We start from the raw sequence: 22,529 nt of genomic DNA, 5'->3' as shown, positions 1-22,529 counted from the left end.
ACATCAAAATATAACGATACATCCATTTTATCACAACAGTTCCAATTCTTTTCCTGCAGAATTAACTAGTGCTATACTGACTTTAGAGATCCTCATTCCACGAAAAAGCAAGACCGAATCCGGATTTCGAAAATCTGAAAATCGAAGGGGTTTGTATCATGGACAAAGAGCAATTCGATATCATGAAAAATCGCAAAGGTTTCATTGCAGCGTTGGATCAAAGTGGCGGCAGCACGCCCAAAGCACTGGCATTGTACGGTATTTCGGAAGATAGCTACAACGGTGAAGAAGAGATGTTCACGCTCGTCCATGAGATGCGCTCCCGCATCGTCACCTCGCCTGTTTTCAGTTCGGAACACATCTTGGGGGCTATCCTGTTCGAACAAACGATGGACCGCAAAGTCGATGGCCTCTATACGGCCGACTACCTCTGGGAAAAGAAACGCATCGTGCCCTTCCTGAAAGTCGATAAAGGGCTTGATGCTGAAGCTGATGGCGTCCAGTTGATGAAACCGAATCCGGATTTGGATGCCCTGCTCGCGCGCGCAAACGAGCGCCATATCTTCGGTACCAAGATGCGTTCCGTGATCAAATCAGCCAATCGTGAAGGTATCAAAAAAGTCGTCGCCCAGCAGTTTGAAGTCGGCAAGCAAATCATTGCGGCCGGTCTGATCCCGATCATCGAGCCGGAAGTCGACATCCACAGCGCGGACAAAGCTGAATCGGAAGCGATCCTCAAGGAAGAATTGTTGTTGGCGCTTGATGCGCTGAATCCGGATCAGTTTGTGATGCTGAAGCTTTCGATTCCGAGCGTAGATGATTTCTACAAGGAACTGATTGCCCATCCGCAAGTAGTGCGGGTCGTGGCATTATCCGGCGGTTATTCGCGGGAAGAAGCCAACGAAAAATTGACCCACAATCCAGGATTAATCGCGAGCTTCTCGCGGGCGTTGTCCGAAGGCTTGACTGCCGGCCTGACGGATGATGAATTTAAGACTAAATTGGCTGAATCGATCCAATCCATCTATGACGCCTCCATCGTTTGATGGTCACGAAAAAAGCCCCCGACTGCAGCGTTATAACGCTGTAATCGGGGGCTTTTCATATTATATTGTTAAGCATGTTCTGCATTGCGCTTGTGCCAGCTTCTGACGATGGCCGAAAGCGTAAAGCAGATGATGAAGTATACCAAGGCCAGGAAGGCATAAATCATGAACACTTCTGATGTTTTCGTCACTTTACCAAGAATAACTTGTCCACTTCTTGTGAATTCCATGATTCCCAGACCCGCCAAGAAAGATGTATCCTTGATGGTGGTGATCACTTGCGACAACAGCGAAGGGATGATTTTCTTGAATGCTTGCGGCAGAACGATATACCACAAAGTCTGCATGAAAGAAAAACCTTGGGAATGGGCAGCTTCAAATTGCCCTTTCGGTATCGAATTCAATCCGCCGCGCACGATTTCGGCTACAACAGCCGATGTGTACAGGAACAGGGCGAAAGACCCTTTCAAGGTGATCGTGCTGCCCGGTATCAAGAAAGAACACGAGAGCATCCATAAAAGTAACGGTGTATTCCGGAAAAGCTCGATGTAGGCACCAGCCAGTTTTCCGAATACTTTTTTCTCATAATTACGCAACAGGCCCAATACCGTACCGAAGATGATCGAAAGGATGACGACACCGATAGAAATCAGCAATGCCAGTTTCAATCCTTCCATCATGAACGACACATTCGATGGTGTGAAGACTGTTCTGATCGATTCCATCATTCCATCACCTCCGGAATATCCACGCCAACGTTGACGACAACCGTATCATTGTCTTTCAGTTTTTGCTCGTATTTCCGCGCAAATGTTGCAAGCGGGAAGCAAAGCAGGAAATAAAGCAATCCGGCAACTGCGTAAGCAGGTCCGTAGTTCAGACTGTATGAAGCATAAGAATCGGCTACATACATCAGGTCCGCTCCAGCGATGATCGCCAACACGGAAGTATTTTTGATCAAGTTGACAGCTTGATTGGTCAAAGGCGGCAAAATAATTTTGACCATCTGCGGCAAGATGATGTAACGCATTGTTTGAACGTAGTTGAAGCCCTCTGAGTAAGCTGCCTCTTCTTGGCCTTTCGGAACAGCGAGGATACCTGCACGAACGACTTCAGCGATGTAGGCACCGTGATACATCCCTACACCGACTACCCCGATCGTAAATTCACTCAACACCAAGCCTGCCATGGCAAGCCCGTTGTACATGAAGAAGATTTGGATAACCAACGGGATATTCTGAAACATTTCCACGTATATTCTGGCAACAGCACGAGGCAATCGGCCTTTTGCCGTGGACATGGTCCCCACGACAACCCCGATGACCAAAGCCAGCAACAACGCCAACACAGCGACTTGGAGTGTCCGAATAAATCCGGCTCCAATGTCGCTGCTGTTTTCAAGAAGGCTTTCCCAACGCCAGAGAGCGAATGGATTGGTACTTCTCATTACTCGCCCAATCCCCACTCAGTAATCATTGCATCAAGGGTGCCGTCTTCTCCCCATGCAGTGATTAAGTCATTAACAGTCGTTGCCAATTCTGTGTTTGATTTCTTGATCGCAACACCGTAATCTTGTGTAGCGAAGCGGTCTTTCAGGATTTGAGTTGAATCATCCAAGTAGCCAGCCAAGATGGATCTGTCCACGCTGAATGCATCCACACGGCCGGAATCCAAAGCAGCTTTGATTTCTGGATAAGTAGCATATTCTGAGTAGCTCAAGGAAATGCCGTATTGCTCAGCTTCAGCGTTGATTGCATCAGCAGTTGTTGAACTTTGGGCAACCCCGATTGTAGCACCGTCCATGTCAGCCAGACCAGTGTATCCTTTGTCTTTCTTAACCAACAGGCCGACTGCATCCACATAATAAGCATCAGAGAAGTTATAGGTTTCTTTACGTTCTTCTGTAACTGTGAATGTTGCGATGACCATATCCACTTCGCCGTTATCCAATAATGGACCACGCGTTTTTGCAGTTACCGGAACCAATTCAATCGCTTCAGCATCGCCTAAGATTTCTTCAGCGATTTTTTTTGCGATGTCGATTTCAAAACCTTCGATTTCGTTTGTTTCAGTGTTTCTTAATCCAAAATTCGGCACATCTTCTTTAACGCCGACTTTCAATACGCCTGCTTCTTTGATTGTTTCTGCGGTCACTTGACCGGAAGCATCTGTTGCGGAACCAGCCGCAGAATCTGCTGTATCCGTAGCATCACTACCGCAAGCACCCAAGAACAATGCAGCCGATAAACATAACGAAACCCATAGATTTTTCTTTTTCATACCCAATTCCTCCTATAATGTTGTATTCCGAAAAGATCGGTTATCTTAAAATTTTACCCAAGAAGGCTTTCGTCCGCTCGTTTGTCGGATTGTCGAAAAAGTGCTCCGGAGTGCCTTCTTCAACAATCATGCCGTCAGCCATGAAGATTACCCGATCGGCAACTTGTCTCGCAAAACCCATTTCGTGCGTCACCACAACCATCGTGATGTTCATGCTGGAAAGTTTGATCATGACATCCAATACTTCCTGAACCGTTTCAGGGTCCAATGCCGAAGTGGGTTCATCAAAAAGAATGATCTTTCGCTGTGAACAAAGTGCTCTTGCGATTGCTACTCTTTGTTGTTGTCCGCCTGAGAGTGTTGAAGGATAGACGTTCGCCTTTTCTCGCAATCCGACGATATCCAAATATTCGTAAGCCATCTCTTCCGCTTCTTTTTTGGTTTTCCCTTGCAGCTTCATAGGGCCGATTGTCAGGTTGCCTAACACGGTCATATGCGGATACAAATTAAATTGTTGAAAAACCATTGCAGAGGAATGACGGACAATGTCCAACTTGTTCTTAGGTGTGACTTCTGTGCCGTCTATAAAAACTTTTCCGTCTGTAGGCTCTTCGAGGAAATTCATACAACGGACTGTCGTACTTTTACCTGAACCGGAAGGCCCGATAATAACCACTTTTTCCCCTTCGGCAACTTCAAGGTTGATATCCTTCAACACATGGTTGGCGCCGAAATACTTGTTTACGTGCTCTAACTTAATCAATTTTGCCTCAACCCCTTTTATGCTCGCCATCACGCTGCTTTAATTTCAAGAGCATGGATTGGATCCTTGTCAAGAAAGGACCTCTTCTTATATTTATACCGTTAAGCAAAATTATAATGAAAGCATGATTAAAAATCAATTAAATTCTTCCGCGAGAATGTAAGACTTTCTCACACGATTTTTCGATCTACTTACTAAATCCTTAAAAATAGCCGATTTTATGTCTGTTTTATGAGAAATCCTTCCACGGAAATTGCTTTCATTAAGTCAAATCCGCGTAAATGGAGCATATTAAAAAAACAATCCCATTCGCAACATATTGTCTGACTAACAATTTATTGTTAATTCTCATTTCATTTTGCAGTTCTTACTCGAATCAGCCGAAACCGGCACATTTAAGTGTATCTTCCCATTCTTTTTTGTTAAAATGATTTAGTATGAAAATTCCATGATAAAGGGGTACTTACTTTGCCAGAAAAACATAATAAAATTCTTTCTTCCAAAAACTGGGCACCGCATACTCACCAAGCGCTGAATGCTGTCATCGCTGCCTATGGGAACCAAAACAGTTCATTCGACCCAACTGACCCTCCTTACGTCGTATTTGATTTCGACAATACTTCGGCCATCATGGATATAGAAGATACCTTGATGCTTTACATGTTGTTGCATCTTGATTACCGTTTGACGCCTGATCAGTTCCACGCGATTTTGACGGATGGTCTCGAGAATGTCGGTGCAACAGAAGACACGCTCCTTGATAAGACCAATCCGCTTGCTACAATCGGCAATATCGCAGACGATATTAAAGTGGCTTACGCTTGGCTGTATGATCATTATGAAGGCTTTATGCAAGGCGGTACCCTCTCGTTGGAAGAAGCCAAAAAAACTTCTTATTATGAAGAATTCGCAGCAAAAATCCGTCTGTTCTACACGGTCATCAACGGCGATTTCAAAAGAAAGGCCGGCTATCCTTGGATGACGTATCTTTTCACGCAACGCACAAGCGAAGATCTGCGCCAACTGGCTTATCAATCCATCTCCTACTGGTTGCAGTACGGCAAATTCGAGCGCGTGACCTTGACGAGTCCAGCTGAACTGCCGAGCAAAGCCGGCGTCATCGTTTCCCATTACGATACCGGTTTGGCTTTCCCGAACGAATTGAAAGAACTCTACCATGTGCTGAAGGCGAATGGCATCGTCGTCTATGTCATTTCGGCTTCACCGGCGGATGTCGTCCAGGTCGCTGCAACGCATCCGGACTTCGGCTACGGTTTGGACAATGAGCACGTCATCGGCATGTATTACAACAAGGATGAAAACGGTCTGATCCAACCTTGCATGCAACCGGGCAAAAACATCACCAAAGGACCCGGAAAAACAGCCGTCATCACGGAACAACTGATGCCGAAGCACAACGAAAAACAGCCGCTGATGCTCTTCGGGGACAGCACCGGCGACTACGATATGATGATGGAACTACAGGACGTCAAACTCTGCGTCCTCTTCAACCGCTACCTGAACGACGACACCCAAAAATTGGCGCGCGAAGCCTTCCGCACAATCGGGGACGCGAACCCGCGCATCGTTCTGCAGGGACGCGACGAAAACAAAGGCCGCCTACGCCCTTCCGAGAAGACAATCCTTTTGGGAACCCAAGAAGAAGTACTCATCCACGAAGTATAGACAAAAAGAAGCCTCCGCTCAATTTTATTAATTGGCGGGGCTTCTTTTTTGTTTATAGAATGATGCGCGATTCGAATTTTTGATGGCAAGTCGGACATTTCACTGTCTTTTTGCCGCGTTTGACGGGCAAACGCAGAGTCGTCCTGCAGTTAGGGCATTTGCGGAAACGGGCCACCTTGATTTCCTTGAACCTTCTGAATAGCAGCTTCAGCTTTTTCTGGTTCGGCTGCCACCATTTCAGGAATTTGCGGTTTTCTTCAGAGCGTTTATAGATTTTTTTCGAGTAGACCCTGAACAGGGCCCAGAAAATCAAGATTTGCGCCACGAAAACTAACATACCCAAGTTTGTCGTTGCACCCAAAAAGTACAGCACCATACCGGAAATGACCAAAGCGTTGTAAAGCTGATCCGCGCCGTATCTTCCGCGCATAAAATTCATTATTTTTATTTTTAATTTTTCCAATCGGCTATCCCCTTAATTCTTCGTTTGCCTGTTCCTAGAGCCGAAAAAACGCTTCAGTAACAAGCACTATTGTCCCATTATAGCACAACACTTGGTTCTAAAAGGTTAAGAATAATCGAATATGGACAGATGATATACGTTAATACGCGTTAGGTTCTATCACAGCAAGCAGGATTGATAGTCCTAAGAAAAAACATCCTTTATATCCGATCGGTTTTTTTCAAACTGCTTTCCACAATTCCGAACTTGGAGGCGCTGTGATACAATGGAAGGAACTATTACAAATGAACGGAGGTGCATCATGGGTATACGCGACTTTTTCAAAAAAGGGGCTAAAGAAAAGGACCTGCCTGTTGCCGACGCTTCAGAAGATGCAAACGACAGCGTTGGCCGGATACTGTTTCAGACACGTTGGAGAAGCAGTGCGCTGTTCGCGGATAACAGCCTTATCCAGAAAGTTGCGGAGCACATTATCCTGGAAGATCCCTTCTGCAAACCGTTCGGATGGCTTGAGGATGAAGCGATTGCTCGGACAAATCGGCGGATCTATGAATACGAACAAGTCACGACGCTGAACGTGGCCATCAAAGACGGCAACCTTATGATTGAGGGCCTGTCCCTTGGGAAACTTCCTGCAGAACAGTGGAACGAAATAAGCCCTTATTACGGAAAAAAGGATTTCACTGCATTCGTCTATGTCACCGGAGGGCGCTACAAATTCTATTCGGATGATTCAAAAACAGTCGAAACGGCCTATACGCCTTATGATCTGGACATTTTTATTCAGTTTGAATGAGGGATTTCCGATCACCAGCAGCCTGCCCTTTTCGCCCTTTGCTTCCCCATACAGTTCCAGCCTCACATATCCCGGTTGGAGCGTCAGCGGAACTTCCCTTGATTGATTTTCTTTCAGTTCGATTTCTTTGATGACTTCCTCATTTTGAATGACAATGAGCCGCTACCCTTTAAAGCCGAAGTTGCGCAATTTCTCCTGTAAAATAGATTCCAGTCTGACGTGCAGCCGTGCTGCTCCAGTCTGTAGTTCCTGCCCAAGGTGATGAGAACGCCCATTCTGTTCGATCTGCATCTGCAGCCGCGGACCGAGCGTGATATAAAAGTTGCCGTTCCCCATGCTCTCCTTGACGCCAGCTTCCGTCAACTCCCGCAATCCGATGTACCTCAGAGCCGTGTTATCCATTTCGCTTTCGATGGTGGTCGGTAATCGTCAGGATATCATAACCGAAATCCTTGGCGCTTCCGAGCAGTTCCTCGGTCGTGAAGCCGCCATCGCTGTGATTCGTATGCGAGTGCAGTTCGATTGCATAATAATTCATTTTAATTCTCCCCCTGGATCATTAATTTGACTGTAACCTGATCCGAAGCAGACAATGCGGATGTTCCGTACCAAAAGAGTCAAGGAGCACTTGAGAGATGATAATCAATACCTTTTCCGAACCTGCGGTAGATTCGTTTTGGATTTAGGTATTTCATTCTGCTTGCTCCCTTTTCTGTTGGATATAGGTCCAGGCTTTTTTGGTCGTTATGTTGTAGATATTTTCCTTTTCGTAATTTCCAATCGAAATCAAGTCGTTCACGGTCCACAAGGAAAACTCCAATGCCAACTGCTTACCTTTTTCCTGCACAGCCTCCGTGAACAACTGATGATTGATGTTGATGACTTTCGCTTGGCTGCGGGCCAGTTTGGCCAACGCTTCAAGCAACACATTTTCTCCCCATCGCCCAATATGTTCGCCATGAAAGGAGTCATCCATACCGTTTTCGATGTTCATTAAAATCTGATTGCTCCACTTTGACAAATACCTGCAGGACACCGTTCCGCTCAGTTCCACTTGTGGCCAAAGATCGTATTTGTCGGCCAACCCGTAAACGGCCTCTTCCAGACCGGTTTCTTTCAGGTCGCAATTAATGCGGGTCGGACTTTTTTCTCGGGCGATATATGCGAACACATCTTCCAAAGAGACATAGTGCTGCCCATCCTTCAATATATCGTGATGCAGAACAAGATGACGTTCCTTGTTCATCCGAACATCGACTTCTATGGCTGAAACTTGCTGTTTGTTGCTGAAGAATGCAACAAACTCCATACTGTTGTCTGCCAATCCGTCACTGCCGGAGTGCGCTGTTAGATAGGACATTTTTGATTCATCCTCCCTCTTTTTGCTTATTAATCCACTATAGCAAGGTTTTGTAAATATCCCGTCAAGATACAATAAAATATATACAAATTTTGTAGCATCTTTGTAAACGAAGTAATTTTTGTTCTAATGTAAATTTTGTGCCATCAAACGGATTGGGCTGCGGTGATCACCTTCTCCGGAGAAGGCTTGCCTGACCGGAGAAGCGGATATGATCAGGGGCCTCAGCTCCTGTCAGCCAATGCTTGCCGAAGCTGGGGATGAAATAGGGTCATCTTCTCCGGCGAAGGTTCGCTTGGCCGGAGCTGAATTTCAGCCATTCAAAAAAAACAGCACGCAAAAAAGAGGCGCCATCCTAATCAAACAGGATGGCGCCCCTTTTACGAGTTATTTTAACTTTTTATTTTGCTGCTTTACGGCGTTCTGACAAGATTGCCACGTTTTCTGCAACTTTTGCTTTAGTCAGCGGGTAGATGAACCATAGGCATAGCGCAACGCAGGTATATCCGATAGCCGGTACGAGCGTAGCCACATCGTAGATGCTGTCAAGAACAGCTGCTTCTTGTGTTGCCGCAGCTGATGCATAACCGATAGCAGCCAGAGCGAAACCACCCAAACCGCCGGCCAAAGCTTGGCCAAGTTTTCTAGAGAAGGAGTAGACGGCGTATACTGTACCACTGTCCGCAGTGCCGGTTTTGACTTCTTGGTAGTCGATGATGTCCGTGATGAAAGCCCAGATGACTACGTTGAAGTAGTTCATTCCCAGACTTGCAAGAAATGCCATCGGAAGGAAGACCATTACATTGTCTGTATGGATGAAGTACAGGACTGCGTATACAATTGCCGAGAAGAACAACGCTACTGTCGCTGATTCTTTTTTACCGAAACGGGAAGCGATTTTGTTTGCGAAAGGCGCAAGCATCAATGTTCCGACAGTACCCAGGATACCGGCTACAGCCAATGTCTTGGAGCTCTTGAAATAATCGGCGTACAGATAAGCATTCATCGTGTTCACCAACAGCATGGACAATAACAGGAAGATTGCAGCTGCGATGATGCCGCCTAGTGCGCGGTTTGTAGATAAGCCTTTGATTAGAACTGCCATTTCTTTACCGAAAGATTGTTTTTCAGTTTCCGGTTTTTGTGGAATCTGTACACGCTCGATCGTGAAGTGATAACAGAATTGATACAGTGCGAAAGCAAGAACAGCAAAAACACCGGCCAAGAGTGTGAAGCGTTCAGGAATAACGATTTGCGCGCCGTTTGCGTCGGTTGTGTAGACGAACAACGGAACAAAGAAGGAAATGAAGATGCTGGCAAGGCTGGCTCCCATGCTGCGGAATACAGAAAGGGAAGCACGGTCTTCAGGCTTCTCGCTGATTACGGATGCCATCGATCCATAAGGGATGTTGATTGCTGTGTAGCAGATGCTGCCCCAGAACAGGTACGTTACAAAGATGTAGACGATTTTTGCAGTCATGGACCAGTTTTGAACAACTGACAAGAACATCAGGAAACCAGCGATAACAGCGAATGGCGCTACGCGTTTGATCCAAACCCGGAAGCGGCCGTCTTTTGAAGGCTTCAGCGTATCAACAAGACGTCCCATCCCCATATCCGTAAAAGCATCGACAACCCTTGCTGACAAGAACAACGTACCTACAACTGCTCCGCTGATGCCCAATACTTTCGTGTAGAACAACATCAAGAAAGAACTTGAGAAAATGAAGAATAAGTCATTTGCGATGTCCCCCGCCATATAGGCTAATTTATCGATCAGACCGAATTCCCTTACATTTCTTTTGTCATCGGTTACATTTTGTACTTTATTTGCGCTTGCGTGTTGCATTTCATGACCCCTTTTCTTATATTTGATAAAACGACGCTGAACCGGTTGATAAAATGAATAGCGACAATTTCACTATGCGATACTTGGTTTCGATTAAAAAACGATAAACGTTTTCAAATGAGACGTCGTAACATTTACACACAGAATATACCACGCATTTTTTCCGCATACAATGGATTTATTATTAACAATTTGTGAACGTTTTTCACGATATCTGTCCTATTCTTGATCCACCAACTATGTAAACGATACCAAAAAGACCAGCTATCCATATGTTACTTTGGATAGTTGGTCTGAAAATTAATGTTGTATTTTGACCTTTGTCACAATTGTTTCATTCCCCATCACCAGCACGTTCGTCAAAACAAACGCCAAGATGAAGGTTGCGATGCCGATCACAACATACATCGTCAATTGGTATGGATCGTAAATATACATCAGTGGCGACAACAACACTGCCAATCCGTAACTGTTCGCCTGTATCCCTAGCAGCGAAAGAGCCATACCTCCCAGAGCGGAACTCGCCAACATCACGCCGATTGCTTTCATTCCTGTGCGCATCACGACCCCGAACAGCGCCGGTTCGCTGATGCCAAGCATCTGGGTGACTGTCGCGGAAATGCCGGCCGTTTTTACCGCGGCGCTGTTGGTCCGCAAGGCTATCGCCAAACATACGGCGGCGTTCGCAAAGCCATACATCGCACAAACCGTGATCAGCGGGTTGAATCCGGTTGACGCAATCAGCGACGTTTCAATCATGATAAACATATGGTGCATGCCGGTCATGACCGCTATCGGATAGAGGAAGCCGATGATCAAGCCGCCGATACCAAAAGGCAGATGCAGGAACATTTCGATCAGTTTGACGGCCTGCGCTTCAAAACCGTGCACCAAGGGTCCGAGCACAAACAGCGCGATGAATACGGAAACCAGGATGACGATAAAGGGCGTAAAAATCAGGTCCATCGCGTTCGGCATCACCTTCCGCAGCTTCTTCTCCAGATTGGCGCCGATGATCCCGGTGATCAAGGCTGTCAAAATGGAGCCCTGGTAACCGACCAACGGAATGACGCCGAAAGCCATGATTGGCTCCGCCGTACCTCCCGCTACCGCATAGGCATTCGGCAAGGCCGGAAAAACGAGCATCAATCCGATCAGGAAGCCGATGATCGGCAAGCCGCCGACCTTTTTGAACGCCGACCAGCAGATGAACGCGGTCAGGAAGCCAAATGCGGTATCCGTCAAAACGGTCACGCTGGCGCTCAGCCAAGCCGGGATGGCATCAGGCGTAAATCCCATCGCACCGAGTACGGTCTCATTGAACAGCACGCCCTTCAGTCCTAAAAACAAACCGGTTGCGCCCAGGATCGGGATGATCGGGACAAAGATATCCGCGATATTGCGCACTCCCCGCTGCAATGCCGATGATTCATCCCTCGCGATCTCATCTTTGGAAGCTTCGTTGAAGGAATACAGCGTTTGCAATTCGGCGTATACTTTGTTGACGATGCCGGATCCGAGGATGATCTGATATTGCCCGGCGTTATAGAATACGCCTTTGACTTCTTCCACTTCCTCCACTTGGTCGTCATCGATCGCTTTGCGGTCCTTCACCTGCAGGCGCAAACGCGTCGCGCAGTGGGTAGCGGAGACGATATTATCGTCCCCCACTAGCGCTACTATTTTTCTGGCAATCTCCTGGTAATTCGGTAATTTAGACATTTTCTTCATCCTTTCTGATCATAATGGCTTGGTATGGTTTCAAAAGCGCTTGCGTTCCGGATTGTTCAAGGGTTGCATAGTTGTTCAACAGAATTTCTCCGGAAACCTTCTCGACTACAGTTTCTTTACTGCTCATGTTCACTAAAATCTGGATGACCTCATCTCCGGCGCGCTCATAGCCGACCACCTCATCCGACGTCTCCAATGGTTTGAAGGCTCCATAGATAAGCGCCTCCTTATGGATGGACTGATTTCTGAGTCGGATCATCTTTTTATAGAAGCTGAAGATGGAATCCGGATCGTTCACTTGGCCCGCTGCATTGACTTCTTCGTGATCGCCGACCAGCTTGAGCCAAGGTTCCGCCCCCTCATTGAAGCCGGCATTTTTCGTGGCATTCCATTGGAAAGGCGTGCGCCCGTTGTCGCGGGAGCGCTGGTTCACAAAGGCGAGCGATTCTTCCGCAGTGAAACCTTCCAGCATCGCGCGCGGATAATTATCCAGGCTGGACACATCATTGAAGTCAGCGATCGTATCCCGTTTGAAATTTTTCATCCCGATTTCCTGCCCTTGATAGATGTATGGAGTCCCCCGCAAAAAGAAGAAGAGAGTTCCCAAGGCTTTGGCGCCGATAGCGTTCTGGTAAGCCTCATCCTTGATGTACTTGGAAAGGGACCGCGGCTGATCGTGGTTTTCCAGGAAGTTCGCTCCCCAGCCGGATTTTTGGAGGGCGTTCTGGCTTTCGAATATCAGTTCCTTCAGTTCCTTCGGCTTCCAATCGGTTTTGCGGAACCATTCGCTGCCGTTCTCCACATCGATATCCGCATAGTGGAAATCGAAGATCATGTTGAAATAGCCGCCTTCCCCGATGTATTGGTCAAACTCATCATAAGTCACACCGGGCGCTTCGCCAACAGAAGCGCATGGATACTTGTTGAATGTTTTTTGGTTCAGTTCCGCCAAGAAATCAGCAATTCCCGGGCGGTTCCTCCCCTTGTGCTTCACGCTGGCCAATCCATCGGCCCCATCAGCTGGCGCATCGCCGTAATCCTGATCCTTTTTGATGAAGGTGATGGAGTCGATGCGGAAACCGGCAATGCCTTTTTCCAGCCACCAATTGATCATCGCGTAAATTTCCTCGCGCAAGGCTGGATTTTCCCAGTTCAGGTCCGGTTGCCTTTTGTCGAAGGTATGGAAATAGTAATTGTTTTCTTCTCCCGGAACTTTTTCCCAGACGCTGCCTCCGAAAATGGAGCGCCAGTTGTTCGGAGGGTTTCCGTTCTTGCCTTCTCTGAATATATAATAATCCCGATATTTGCTTTTTGGTTCGCGTAAAGCCTGCTGGAACCAGGCATGTTCATCAGAAGTATGGTTCACGACCAAATCCAGGATGATGCTGATGTCACGCTTTTTGGCTTCATCCAGCAATTCCTCAAAATCAGCCATCGAACCGAACTCGGGCTGGATTCCTTGGTAATCGGAAATGTCATAGCCATTGTCTACCATCGGCGAAGTGAAGATCGGACAGATCCACAGCATCGTGATCCCCAGTTCCTCCAGGTAAGGCAATTTCTGCGTGATGCCTTTGATATCGCCGCTGCCGTCGTTATCGCTGTCGTAAAAACTTTTCGGGTAAATCTGATAGACGACATCCTCTTTCCACCATTGCTTTTGTTCCATGTGTTCGCTGTCCGTTCTTTCCCTGATTGCGTTTTTCATGCTGACTCCTCCGTTTGTGGTATCGATACCACATTTCTGTTTTTTGAGAACCCGCCTAAGCGGATTCCCGTTTGATCAATTCTAATTTCAAATCTGTCGTATCTATCTGATAAGCAATCTCTTCGATCTGCGCTACCAACACCTTCGTGGCTTCTCTTCCCAATGCATCCACCGGTTGCGCAATCGTCGTCAGTTGGACCGCCAGCATCGCGGTGAACGGCTGATTGTCGAAGCCCATGATCGCCAAATCTTCGGGAACTTTCTTCCCAGCCTGCAGGAACTTCTGCAAAATGCCGCTGGCCACTTCATCACTGCCTGTGAAAATCGCATCCGGGCGGTTATTTTCCGGCAGGCTCAAAAGGGTCTCCGCAATGCGATGGCCATCCACAATAGTATGGACTTCCTTGAAGATCCAATCCTTCTTGATCGGAAGCTTGCTTACCAACAGCGCCTTCTCGAATCCTGCGGTCCGGGCATTTCCGTGGCCGCCCCTAGTCAATCTGCCGCCCGTACAGTAGGCGATTTTTTTGTAGCCTTTTGCGATCAGATAGTTTGTGGCTTCAAAAGTCGCCTGTTCCTGGTCGGTATAGACTTGCGGAATCGTCGAGCCGGGGATCCTCTCATTGCAGAAGACGATGGGTCCATACTGCTGATACGTTTCGATCACATCGGGATTGCCTTCTACCGAGCACATGATCAAACCAGTGATCACCTGCTGCTTCAGCATTTCCAGCATCTTCAGCTCGGCCGCCGAATCGTCGTAGGTCTGCATGACCAACACATTGTAGCCCAAAAGCTTGCTGTTCTTCTCGATCGAATCCACCAGATAGGAGAAAAATGGATTCGTTATGCGCGAAACCAGGATCCCGATCATGGTGCCTTTTTTGGAACGCAGTTGCGTCGCCACCATACTGGGCGAGTAGTTCAACTCATCCATCGCGTCTTTGATGCGTTTCTTCTTCTCATCCGAAATATAAGGATGGTCGTTCAGATACCGGGATACTGTCGAAACGGACAGCCCCGCCTTTTTAGCAACGTCCTTGATCGTCGCCATGCGAATCACTCCTCTCGTGTTTATGGTATCGATTTCATAAACAGAGTATAATGGAACCGATTCCTAAAGTCAACAAAGATTTTGGATTTTTTTATTTTAATGCTACATACTCCAAAAAAAGGAACGAAAGCAATCATCAGATGCCTCCGTTCCTCTTTCTGCAATTATTCCTAAAGATCGATTACATCGCCGCCGGTCACGCCATAGATTTGCGCGGTAACGTAGCTGGCGTTGTTGGATGCCAGGAAGACATAAACATGCGCCAGTTCGACCGGCTGTCCCGCCCTTCCCAACAAGGTTTTCTGCCCGAATTCCGGCAAAGCGCCATCGGGTTGTCCGTGATCCAATTGCAACGGCGTCCAAATTGGCCCTGGCGCCACGCCGTTCACGCGGATACCTTTCTTGGCGAACTGTTTCGCCAAGCTGATCGTGAAGCTGGCTATTGCGGATTTTGTGGCGGCATAATCCATCAAATGGGAGCTCGGATCGTAAGCCTGGATCGAGGTTGTCGTGATGATTGCGCCTCCCGCCGGCAGATGCGGCTCAGCAGCTTTAACCAGTCCGAACATCGAGATGATGTTGACTGTGAACGTATCTTTGACCTGTTCCAACGGCAATTCCGAAATGGACTCCCGCGCAATCTGCTGGGCGGCATTCAATACAAGTGTGTCCAGACCACCCAATGCTTCGACGGTTTTATCGATTATTTCTTGGTATTTGGATTCATCACGAAGGTCGTATGGAAGCAACACAGCCTTCCTGCCGGCCTTCTTTATATATTCAGCGACTTCTTCCGCATCGCGCTCTTCACCAGGGAAAAATTGGATCGCCACATCAGCACCTTCTCTGGCATAAGCGATCGCAGCCGCCCGTCCGATTCCGGAATCGCCACCCGTAATCAATACACGGCGATTCTCCAACAAGTGCTTACCTACGTAGCTTTCCTCCCCGCAATCGGGTTTCGGCAGCATCTTATCTTGCAAAGCAGGGGTGTCTTGATCCTGATCTGCAAATTTTCCAGTATGATACAACTCGCGTGGATCCTTCAAAATAGGTTCAGTCATCTCATTCACTCCTTTGTCTTTGTAAGAATAGTCTAATACACTTACTTATAATTTGGAAATGATAAGCCTTCTCAGAAGTCGTGATGCATATTCCAACCATTCTTTTATATAATTTTTTATATATTCTATTGACCCTTATATTCAGTAAGCGTATAATTACCCATATAACAAATGTGAAATAAAGCACAATATCAACTCGAATCTCCGCTGCTGCCATCCGAGCCGCTTCGATTATTATGGAGGAAAAAAATGAACATCGAACGATTTATTGAAGTCCGTAAAGCATTGAACCTTTCGCAGATGGAGCTGGCGGAGGGCATCTGCACCCAAGTTACCTTGAGTCGATTTGAGAACAACGGTCAAGTCCCGAATCTTAAAATTCTGATCAAGCTGTGCAACCGACTGAATCTACCCTTGGGGGAGCTGTTCCCTAAAGTAGGCGTCAAGTATACAGAAGCGACAGAAAAAATGAACAAAGCAGAATTTTTTCTGATCACAAGTGAATACGACCAAGCCTCGGACTTGCTGCAGAGCATCGCCGTGAGTGAAATCGAAGAAAACAGCCTGGCATTACGCTTCCATTATTTGAACGGCTTCATCATGATTGCGCAGCAGGTTCCAGTGACGGATGTATTGTTCACCTTCGATCAAATCTTGCTGTCTGATAAGGACGACGTGGAAATCTATCGCTTGCTGGCTTATACCGGTATCGGCATGGTCTACAGCCGTGAAAAAAAACTGGAAAAAGCAGAGTTTTATTTCAGTAAGGTCCTGGAAAAAATTTACGCTTATCCCATCAACACGATGGAGGATGTCTGGCGTGTACTGAATATTGTTTTCCAAAGCGGCACCTTCTTTGCCCAGATTGATGAGATCGAATTGAGCAATGCGTTGCTGTCCTATGCTGTCTCCATTTGTTCAGACAATCACGTGACCTACTATCTTGCCCGTGCAGCCATCCAGTTGGCCAAGAATGCCATCATCCAGGAGAAGCCGCAACAAGAAGTGCTGGAATTGATCCACGATGCCAGAGCCTATTCAAAAATCAACAAAAACACAATCGCGTTGAAGGAATTAGAGCAGTTGGAAAGCGAGATCCTTTCAGGGAATCTCGTAAAGGAATGACAAGATTATCCTGAAGGTGGGGAATAAAATGGAACAAAAAAAAGCAACGGTCCGTCTGATGGGAACGATTATCGACTTGCTTGTGACACATACGCGCCCGGACGCTATTTTGGAAGGGGCGATCCAACGCCTGAGAACATACGAACAACGTTTCAACGCCAATGACCCAAAGTCGGAGCTGATGCAGATCAACCACTTGGCAGGTAAAGCCCCTCTTGCCGTCCATCCTGATTTGTTTCACTTGATCAAGGTGGGGAAATGCCACAGCTTAGCCCCCAACAGTCGTCTGAATATCGGGATCGGGCCGTTGGTGCAGACCTGGCGGATCGGTTTTGGTGATGCAAAAATCCCGGATGCCGAAGAAATTCAGCAGCTTCTCGAAATCACCGATCCAAACAAAATCCTGTTGTCCGAGAAGGATCAGACCGTTTTCCTTCAGGAAGTAGGCATGGCCATCGACTTGGGGGCTTTGGCAAAAGGCTATATTGCCGATCTACTGACGGCATACTTCAAGGAAGCCGGTGTAGCTTCCGCCCTCATCAATTTGGGTGGAAATGTCGTCGTGTTCGGACCATCCCAGAACCATGAAGATTCCTATTGGCGCATAGGCATCCAAAACCCATTGCTCCCCCGCGCGCATTATAGCGCGGTATTGAAGATCCAGAACCAATCAGCGGTTACATCCGGTGTGTATGAACGGCAGCTGGAAGCCCAAGGCAAGCACTATCACCATATTCTGGACCCACAGACCGGCTATCCGGCAGAAACGGATGTCATCAGCTTGACTGTGGTTGCTGATGACTCTGTCGATGGAGAAATCTGGACGACGCGTTTATTCGGCCAACCTGCCGATGTGATCCTAGCCGCATTGGATCACTCGGAAGCCATCGACGGCATCCTGATCACGAAAGACGGCAGCCTCTTCTGCTCCAAAGGCTTGGAAAACCGGCTGCAACGCAAACAACTTTCTCAATCACGTGTTTAAATGAATCATAAAAAATTTAAAAATTGGAAGGAAGTATTCACATGAATAAATTAATCGGCCTCGTCGGCACAAACTCGGACCACTCCACTAACCGCATGCTGTTGCAATACATCCAAAAGCATTTTGCGGATAAGGCAGACATCGAAATCGTCGAAATCAAGGACCTGCCGATCTTCGACAAACCGGCGGACATGCAGATCCCAGCTGAAGCGAAAGCTTTGGCAGAAAAGATCGAGGCAGCTGACGGCGTCATCATCAGCACACCAGAATACGATCACGCAGTTCCCGCTTCCCTTATGAGCGCCTTGAGTTGGTTGTCCTACGGCATCTATCCCTTCGTCGACAAGCCCGTCATGATCACAGGGGCTTCCTATGGCGTACTGGGTTCCTCACGGGCGCAAGCGCATTTGCGTCAAATCTTGGATGCGCCCGAATTGAAAGCCCGCATCATGCCAAGTTCCGAGTTCCTGCTCAGCCATTCTTTGCAGGCTTTCGACGCAGACAACAACCTGAAAAATCCGGATCAGATCCAAGAACTGGAAGGTTTGTTCGAGGACTTCCTAATGTTTATCAACATCATGAAACAACTATCGCACACCCACGCCGCACACGTAAAAGCAGCTGAAAACTTTTCTTGGGAAAATAACTAGAGATCGGAGATAAACATCATGAAATTAGTCGGTATAGTAGGTTCCAACGCGGAAATATCATATAATCGCATCTTGTTGAAATACATCAAAAAACAATTCAGCCACTTGTTCGACCTGGAGATATTGGAAATCAAGGACATCCCTTTGTTCAATCAGAGTGATGACCAAACAAACAGCGCCCCTATCCAAAAGCTGACCAAAAAAATCCTGCAGGCGGATGGCGTCATCATCGCCACTCCTGAACATAACCATACGATCCCTGCAAGCTTGAAGAGTGTACTGGAATGGTTGTCCTTCAAAATCCATCCATTGGAAAACAAACCGGTCATGATTGTGGGAGCTTCCTACTATGACCAAGGTTCTTCCCGGGCCCAACTGCACCTGCGTCAAATTCTCGATGCACCAGGCGTCAATGCCATCGTCCTTCCGGGTAATGAATTTTTGCTGGGAAAAGTCAAAGAAGCCTTCGATGATCAGGAAAATCTGAAAGACAAGCGCACAGTCGATTTTCTAGGCACTTGTCTGGAAAAATTCACCCAGTTCATCTCGTTGGTCTCTGTTGTTGAAGGGCCGAAAAAACCGGTGCTCGAACCGGAAGACCTCTACGCTACCGGAAAGATCGCAACCACGATTGAAGGCGTCGATAAGGAAGCCGACGACTGGCTGGAACAAGCCGCTGAGCTTGTGGGCGCTGTGGAAGGCAATACCTACGTCAAACTGGAACGCGGATTGTTGACCGTTGATCAGCTGAATTACTTCCTGGCGTCGATGCCGATGGAATTGACGTATGCCGACAGCAACAACCAATTCCTGTACTATAACCATACGAAGCCCGCAGAAGAAATGCTGGCTGCGCGCGTACCCGGCCAAGTCGGCAACCCGCTCGCCAAATGCCATCCAGAAAGAGTGCACAAAGGCGTGGAATGGGTACTTCAACAATTGCGTTCCGGCACAATGGATGCCTTCCGTGTCAACGTTCCGACGCATGGACCGGACAAGTATGTCGTGCATAATTATCAAGCGCTGCATGACAAAGATGGCAACTATGCCGGCGTCAACGAATACATCCTTGACTTCAAACCGATCATCGATTGGTACTTGGCTCAGACCGGCCAAAAACTGGAAGGCGATGTCGATGCCGTTTCCAGCGCCTCAATCAAGGATCACCACGGCGATGACGTGGATGCCGGGACTAGCGCCTCAGTCAAGGCATAAGCACTGTACAAAGGCCGTTGCAAATATTTTCCGCATAATGGCAAAAGACGAGACTATTTCTTTTTCAAGAGACGGCCTCGTCTTTTTTTATAGCTGTTTTAGCGAGGCTCACCTCAGCAACAGTTCATACAGAATACTTGTTTTTGCATTGGAGGCTTCATTCAGAGTTGTTGATTTTACTCAAATTTCAGAAAATTTGAGTAGTAGTTGGTGGCCTCTGTTACTTTATTTGAATGAAGTAATTTTTTCTGGCGCAAACCGCACAGATTCGTAGCCTTCCTCCATGGCTTTCCCGATGGACAGGATCATAACAGGCACATACCGTTCCTTGTCTAGTTCGATCGCCTCCGCCAACTGATCAGCTTCAAATCCGCCGATAGGGTTCGTGTCATAGCCATGGGCGCGGGCCACAAGCATGAATTGCATCGCTGCCAAACTAGAATCGATTTTCACAACATCATTCATTTTTTCTTTTGAAAAGTTCTTGTAGTAAGGAATAATGGCAGCCAATTGTTGGTCCCGGACTTCCGCGGACATTTTTCCTTGTTCGACAGCTGCATTATAGATTTCTTCGCCATGTTCATAGCATTGCATATCGCCGAATATCAGCACCATCGCTGACGAGGTATCATTTTGTCTTGTGTTGAAACGGATCAGCGGTTTTAATTTGGCTTTTGCTTCCTCGCTCTCAACAACCACAAAACGCCAAGGTTGCATGTTTACGGATGATGGTGTCGTTGTGGCTTCCTGGATCATTTCCAGCATTTCTTCCTGACTGATTTTAAAATTTTCATCATAAAGGCGGATCGATTTTCTTCCGAATACGATATCCGAAAAATCGTTGTTGATAAGTTTGTTTGTCATGTTTATAGCCTCTTTCTATTTATCTTTTCAAGTATAGTTTGTTCAGCAACTCGGACAATTGCTCTGCTTCCTCATCGCTTAATGACAGCGATAGGGAAGATTTCCCCTGCTCATGCGCTTTTCCGCAGGCAGCCAAATCTTGGATTGCCTGCTCTGATAATTGAACAAAGACCTCTCTGTTGTTCTCTGCGTTCCGTTGCCGGATGACATAGCCTTTTTGTTCCAGGATTTTCAGATGGCGCGTGATTGCAGCACTGTCTATCTTCAGCTCTGCCTGGATCTGATTTTGGGAGCAAGTCCCCTTTTCTTTCAAGAACATCAGCATCTCATACCGCGTCAAACTGAAGCCTGTTTCTTTTTCGAACAGTGTATTTACCTCTTGGTTGATTATTTTGATCTGATAAAGTAGCCTGCTGATTACTCTCAAGTCCATAGAATTTCACCTCGATTATGCGTATTTTTCTGGCTGACCGAACATTTGACCGGTCAACTGTTGATTAATCAATCATAAGGCAGCAGCTACCTTTTGTAAAGCAACTTGCCTGGAAAGCAATCGGACATGCTGCCTCCTTTTGATCCTATACAAAAAGATCCCACTCTTCTGAATAGGATCACCCAATTTGTAACATGCGCGCAGCAAGTGCACCGCCCACGAAATATTTTTTGGAAGTCATAAGAGTTATGTAAGGATAGTTATTTACTGACTAAATAGAGTAAAATACCTGCAATTAGCCCACCACGAAGTGCAGCCGATAATAAGTATAGTGATTTTTGAAAACTTTTTCCTCCTAACAATCCATACACAAATATACCTACGCCAGTTGCTAATCCCATATCAACAAAAGCTCCTCCAGTTTGGTATATAAGAGAAAAAGTCATTCCATGGTTCAGTAACCAAATTGGACCAACAATTAGAAAAGCCGACAAAAAACCTCCAACTACTTTCCAGCGGTTTACCAACCTTCCCCATACTTGTATGATAGCGAAAGGTAATATAAATCCGCCTATAATTGTTAATATTTCTCTATACATCGGGATTCCCCTTCCTTCTTTCAAAGTAGTGTGAAACTACTGCTGCAAACACTGCACCGATTGATAAAAGAATAATTGTTGGTAATGATGAAAAGCTATTATTAACCCCTTTTGATAAAACATCTCTCGTAAAAACAGCAATTGCGATGCCAGCTCCCATATCGACTGTCGCTGCCTCACTGTCTTGATAGATTAGACCCTTGTAGTGAACAATATACCAAACGGGTCCAATTATTAATATTGCCGCTACAAAACCAGCATAAATTCCCAAAATGGAAACATAACTCCAAAGGTAAGGGACCAAAAAACCTGCTAAACAATACGCCAAAAATGTTCTGATATAGTTCAAATACAACACCCCCTGATACCACAGATAATAACATGAGGCCCCTTGTTAATCAGCCAAATTGTTCATTTAATAACACCGTTTACAATTTTCTCACGAAAGTTAATAATTATTGTAAACAGTGTTCTAAGAATGGAGATATTCTGCTATTAAGTTAAGGTTGACTAACTGTTCATTGCCCCTCTTGAATTTTATACGAAAACTCCCTCTAAAAAAGCAAAAAAAAAGACCCCATTCTTTCGAATGGGACCTCCAAATTTGTACTATAAAAACTAGTGTGGATAACTATCGAAACCTTCAAAGACTTGTAAATAAGCTTACTTATTAAAAATCTTCGGACCTTTTCGCATGTTCTTGATGTCATTTTTCGGCGTGTCGGTTTGTTTGGACTTTCCGCCGCCTTGTTTGTTCTTGATTATTTCTAACATTTTTTCTTTTGGATTCACTTTTCGCACCACCTTTGCCAATGTAACGCTCCATACTTTGGTTCTATTGAATTTACACCATAAAAA

The 22,529-nt window shown here is 46.5% G+C and carries 25 protein-coding genes; 7 read left to right on the top strand and 18 right to left on the bottom strand.

Features of this window, described 5'->3' with window-relative positions; translation table 11 throughout:
- Nucleotides 1–158 precede the first annotated feature (158 nt).
- Nucleotides 159–1,046 carry a fructose bisphosphate aldolase gene (locus BM184_RS01520; protein WP_086942249.1) on the top strand — a complete coding sequence of 296 codons (888 nt, stop codon included), beginning with the start codon at nt 159–161 and terminating at the stop codon, nt 1,044–1,046.
- Between the two features lie 68 nt (nt 1,047–1,114).
- Here BM184_RS01520 and BM184_RS01515 read toward each other — a convergent pair whose 3' ends face one another.
- The 4 genes from BM184_RS01515 to BM184_RS01500 are packed head-to-tail and all read right to left on the bottom strand — an operon-like array spanning nt 1,115 to nt 4,089.
- The gene (locus BM184_RS01515; protein ID WP_086942248.1) at nt 1,115–1,774 is read right to left on the bottom strand and encodes an amino acid ABC transporter permease; all 660 of its coding nucleotides are present in this window, start codon (nt 1,772–1,774) and stop codon (nt 1,115–1,117) included.
- The gene (locus tag BM184_RS01510; RefSeq protein ID WP_086942247.1) at nt 1,771–2,493 is read right to left on the bottom strand and encodes an amino acid ABC transporter permease; all 723 of its coding nucleotides are present in this window, start codon (nt 2,491–2,493) and stop codon (nt 1,771–1,773) included. The genes BM184_RS01515 and BM184_RS01510 overlap by 4 nt, the downstream gene beginning before the upstream one ends.
- A complete protein-coding gene (locus BM184_RS01505; protein ID WP_086942246.1) occupies nt 2,493–3,326 on the bottom strand; it encodes a transporter substrate-binding domain-containing protein in 834 nt (277 codons plus the stop codon). The genes BM184_RS01510 and BM184_RS01505 overlap by 1 nt, the downstream gene beginning before the upstream one ends.
- Nucleotides 3,327–3,366: 40 nt before the next feature.
- Complete coding sequence (locus BM184_RS01500) at nt 3,367–4,089, bottom strand: amino acid ABC transporter ATP-binding protein (RefSeq protein WP_086942428.1); 723 nt, start codon at nt 4,087–4,089, stop codon at nt 3,367–3,369.
- 468 nt (nt 4,090–4,557) lie between these two features.
- On the opposite strand from BM184_RS01500, the gene BM184_RS01495 reads away from it, so the two are divergent.
- Nucleotides 4,558–5,775: an HAD family hydrolase gene (locus BM184_RS01495; RefSeq protein WP_086942245.1), complete on the top strand. Its 1,218-nt coding sequence runs from the start codon at nt 4,558–4,560 to the stop codon at nt 5,773–5,775.
- Between the two features lie 52 nt (nt 5,776–5,827).
- Here the strand turns inward: BM184_RS01495 and BM184_RS01490 are convergent, their stop codons facing one another.
- Nucleotides 5,828–6,238: a zinc finger domain-containing protein gene (locus tag BM184_RS01490; RefSeq protein WP_086942244.1), complete on the bottom strand. Its 411-nt coding sequence runs from the start codon at nt 6,236–6,238 to the stop codon at nt 5,828–5,830.
- Between the two features lie 265 nt (nt 6,239–6,503).
- Here BM184_RS01490 and BM184_RS01485 point away from each other — a divergent pair, with 265 nt between their 5' ends.
- On the top strand, nt 6,504–7,034 hold the full coding sequence (locus BM184_RS01485) for a hypothetical protein (RefSeq protein WP_143596938.1): 531 nt from the start codon (nt 6,504–6,506) through the stop codon (nt 7,032–7,034).
- A gap of 162 nt (nt 7,035–7,196) precedes the next feature.
- Here BM184_RS01485 and BM184_RS01480 read toward each other — a convergent pair whose 3' ends face one another.
- From BM184_RS01480 to BM184_RS01445, 8 genes are all read right to left on the bottom strand, one after another.
- Nucleotides 7,197–7,436: a hypothetical protein gene (locus BM184_RS01480; RefSeq protein WP_086942242.1), complete on the bottom strand. Its 240-nt coding sequence runs from the start codon at nt 7,434–7,436 to the stop codon at nt 7,197–7,199.
- Nucleotides 7,429–7,572, bottom strand: coding sequence for a PHP domain-containing protein (locus tag BM184_RS15240; RefSeq protein WP_177208495.1), 144 nt, complete (start codon nt 7,570–7,572; stop codon nt 7,429–7,431). Before BM184_RS15240 ends, BM184_RS01480 begins: the two co-directional genes overlap by 8 nt.
- 153 nt (nt 7,573–7,725) lie before the next feature.
- Nucleotides 7,726–8,394: a glycerophosphodiester phosphodiesterase gene (locus BM184_RS01475; RefSeq protein ID WP_086942241.1), complete on the bottom strand. Its 669-nt coding sequence runs from the start codon at nt 8,392–8,394 to the stop codon at nt 7,726–7,728.
- Between the two features lie 400 nt (nt 8,395–8,794).
- Nucleotides 8,795–10,243, bottom strand: coding sequence for an MFS transporter (locus tag BM184_RS01465; RefSeq protein ID WP_218150958.1), 1,449 nt, complete (start codon nt 10,241–10,243; stop codon nt 8,795–8,797).
- 300 nt (nt 10,244–10,543) lie between these two features.
- The gene (locus BM184_RS01460) at nt 10,544–11,965 is read right to left on the bottom strand and encodes a PTS transporter subunit EIIC (RefSeq protein ID WP_086942239.1); all 1,422 of its coding nucleotides are present in this window, start codon (nt 11,963–11,965) and stop codon (nt 10,544–10,546) included.
- Nucleotides 11,958–13,682: an alpha-glucosidase gene (locus BM184_RS01455; protein WP_086942238.1), complete on the bottom strand. Its 1,725-nt coding sequence runs from the start codon at nt 13,680–13,682 to the stop codon at nt 11,958–11,960. The genes BM184_RS01460 and BM184_RS01455 overlap by 8 nt, the downstream gene beginning before the upstream one ends.
- 55 nt (nt 13,683–13,737) lie before the next feature.
- The gene (locus BM184_RS01450) at nt 13,738–14,736 is read right to left on the bottom strand and encodes a LacI family DNA-binding transcriptional regulator (protein WP_086942237.1); all 999 of its coding nucleotides are present in this window, start codon (nt 14,734–14,736) and stop codon (nt 13,738–13,740) included.
- 170 nt (nt 14,737–14,906) lie between these two features.
- Nucleotides 14,907–15,800 carry an SDR family oxidoreductase gene (locus tag BM184_RS01445; RefSeq protein WP_086942236.1) on the bottom strand — a complete coding sequence of 298 codons (894 nt, stop codon included), beginning with the start codon at nt 15,798–15,800 and terminating at the stop codon, nt 14,907–14,909.
- Nucleotides 15,801–16,049: 249 nt separating this feature from the next.
- Here BM184_RS01445 and BM184_RS01440 point away from each other — a divergent pair, with 249 nt between their 5' ends.
- Genes BM184_RS01440 through BM184_RS01425 form a run of 4 tightly spaced genes read left to right on the top strand, consistent with a single transcriptional unit; the run spans nt 16,050 to nt 19,775 of the window.
- On the top strand, nt 16,050–16,925 hold the full coding sequence (locus tag BM184_RS01440) for a helix-turn-helix domain-containing protein (RefSeq protein WP_086942234.1): 876 nt from the start codon (nt 16,050–16,052) through the stop codon (nt 16,923–16,925).
- 28 nt (nt 16,926–16,953) lie between these two features.
- Complete coding sequence (locus BM184_RS01435) at nt 16,954–17,910, top strand: FAD:protein FMN transferase (protein WP_177208494.1); 957 nt, start codon at nt 16,954–16,956, stop codon at nt 17,908–17,910.
- A 41-nt stretch (nt 17,911–17,951) separates the two neighbouring features.
- Nucleotides 17,952–18,560, top strand: coding sequence for an NADPH-dependent FMN reductase (locus BM184_RS01430; RefSeq protein WP_086942233.1), 609 nt, complete (start codon nt 17,952–17,954; stop codon nt 18,558–18,560).
- 18 nt (nt 18,561–18,578) lie between these two features.
- Nucleotides 18,579–19,775, top strand: a complete 1,197-nt coding sequence (locus BM184_RS01425; protein WP_086942232.1) for an NAD(P)H-dependent oxidoreductase — start codon at nt 18,579–18,581, stop codon at nt 19,773–19,775.
- 225 nt (nt 19,776–20,000) lie between these two features.
- On the opposite strand, the gene BM184_RS01420 is transcribed toward BM184_RS01425, so the two are convergent.
- The 5 genes from BM184_RS01420 to BM184_RS15470 all read right to left on the bottom strand — a co-directional run bounded on the left by BM184_RS01420 (nt 20,001) and on the right by BM184_RS15470 (nt 22,463).
- Nucleotides 20,001–20,639: a nitroreductase family protein gene (locus tag BM184_RS01420; protein WP_086942231.1), complete on the bottom strand. Its 639-nt coding sequence runs from the start codon at nt 20,637–20,639 to the stop codon at nt 20,001–20,003.
- A gap of 19 nt (nt 20,640–20,658) precedes the next feature.
- On the bottom strand, nt 20,659–21,072 hold the full coding sequence (locus BM184_RS01415) for a MarR family winged helix-turn-helix transcriptional regulator (RefSeq protein ID WP_086942230.1): 414 nt from the start codon (nt 21,070–21,072) through the stop codon (nt 20,659–20,661).
- 260 nt (nt 21,073–21,332) lie between these two features.
- Nucleotides 21,333–21,671: a Lin0368 family putative glycerol transporter subunit gene (locus BM184_RS01410; RefSeq protein WP_245830592.1), complete on the bottom strand. Its 339-nt coding sequence runs from the start codon at nt 21,669–21,671 to the stop codon at nt 21,333–21,335.
- On the bottom strand, nt 21,664–22,020 hold the full coding sequence (locus BM184_RS01405) for a Lin0368 family putative glycerol transporter subunit (protein WP_245830590.1): 357 nt from the start codon (nt 22,018–22,020) through the stop codon (nt 21,664–21,666). The genes BM184_RS01410 and BM184_RS01405 overlap by 8 nt, the downstream gene beginning before the upstream one ends.
- A 314-nt stretch (nt 22,021–22,334) precedes the next feature.
- Nucleotides 22,335–22,463, bottom strand: a complete 129-nt coding sequence (locus tag BM184_RS15470; RefSeq protein ID WP_256212975.1) for a hypothetical protein — start codon at nt 22,461–22,463, stop codon at nt 22,335–22,337.
- Between the last annotated feature and the right edge of the window lie 66 nt (nt 22,464–22,529).

The organism is Trichococcus pasteurii, from assembly GCF_900112935.1.
Classification (GTDB): Bacteria; Bacillota; Bacilli; order Lactobacillales; family Aerococcaceae; genus Trichococcus; species Trichococcus pasteurii.
This window is presented reverse-complemented; position numbering and strand designations above follow the sequence as displayed.

Excerpts from the sequence above, each read along its gene's own strand:
- BM184_RS01515 (WP_086942248.1), bottom strand. The coding sequence starts at position 1,774 with ATGATGGAATCGATCAGAACAGTCTTCACACCATCGAATGTGTCGTTC.
- BM184_RS01520 (WP_086942249.1), top strand. The coding sequence starts at position 159 with ATGGACAAAGAGCAATTCGATATCATGAAAAATCGCAAAGGTTTCATT.
- BM184_RS01440 (WP_086942234.1), top strand. The coding sequence starts at position 16,050 with ATGAACATCGAACGATTTATTGAAGTCCGTAAAGCATTGAACCTTTCG.
- BM184_RS01460 (WP_086942239.1), bottom strand. The coding sequence starts at position 11,965 with ATGTCTAAATTACCGAATTACCAGGAGATTGCCAGAAAAATAGTAGCG.
- BM184_RS01485 (WP_143596938.1), top strand. The coding sequence starts at position 6,504 with ATGGAAGGAACTATTACAAATGAACGGAGGTGCATCATGGGTATACGC.
- BM184_RS01425 (WP_086942232.1), top strand. The coding sequence starts at position 18,579 with ATGAAATTAGTCGGTATAGTAGGTTCCAACGCGGAAATATCATATAAT.
- BM184_RS01410 (WP_245830592.1), bottom strand. The coding sequence starts at position 21,671 with ATGTATAGAGAAATATTAACAATTATAGGCGGATTTATATTACCTTTC.
- BM184_RS01435 (WP_177208494.1), top strand. The coding sequence starts at position 16,954 with ATGGAACAAAAAAAAGCAACGGTCCGTCTGATGGGAACGATTATCGAC.
- BM184_RS01465 (WP_218150958.1), bottom strand. The coding sequence starts at position 10,243 with ATGCAACACGCAAGCGCAAATAAAGTACAAAATGTAACCGATGACAAA.
- BM184_RS01475 (WP_086942241.1), bottom strand. The coding sequence starts at position 8,394 with ATGTCCTATCTAACAGCGCACTCCGGCAGTGACGGATTGGCAGACAAC.
- BM184_RS01510 (WP_086942247.1), bottom strand. The coding sequence starts at position 2,493 with ATGAGAAGTACCAATCCATTCGCTCTCTGGCGTTGGGAAAGCCTTCTT.
- BM184_RS15240 (WP_177208495.1), bottom strand. The coding sequence starts at position 7,572 with ATGAATTATTATGCAATCGAACTGCACTCGCATACGAATCACAGCGAT.
- BM184_RS01430 (WP_086942233.1), top strand. The coding sequence starts at position 17,952 with ATGAATAAATTAATCGGCCTCGTCGGCACAAACTCGGACCACTCCACT.
- BM184_RS01480 (WP_086942242.1), bottom strand. The coding sequence starts at position 7,436 with ATGGATAACACGGCTCTGAGGTACATCGGATTGCGGGAGTTGACGGAA.
- BM184_RS01415 (WP_086942230.1), bottom strand. The coding sequence starts at position 21,072 with ATGGACTTGAGAGTAATCAGCAGGCTACTTTATCAGATCAAAATAATC.
- BM184_RS01445 (WP_086942236.1), bottom strand. The coding sequence starts at position 15,800 with ATGACTGAACCTATTTTGAAGGATCCACGCGAGTTGTATCATACTGGA.
- BM184_RS01420 (WP_086942231.1), bottom strand. The coding sequence starts at position 20,639 with ATGACAAACAAACTTATCAACAACGATTTTTCGGATATCGTATTCGGA.
- BM184_RS01505 (WP_086942246.1), bottom strand. The coding sequence starts at position 3,326 with ATGAAAAAGAAAAATCTATGGGTTTCGTTATGTTTATCGGCTGCATTG.
- BM184_RS01455 (WP_086942238.1), bottom strand. The coding sequence starts at position 13,682 with ATGAAAAACGCAATCAGGGAAAGAACGGACAGCGAACACATGGAACAA.
- BM184_RS01450 (WP_086942237.1), bottom strand. The coding sequence starts at position 14,736 with ATGGCGACGATCAAGGACGTTGCTAAAAAGGCGGGGCTGTCCGTTTCG.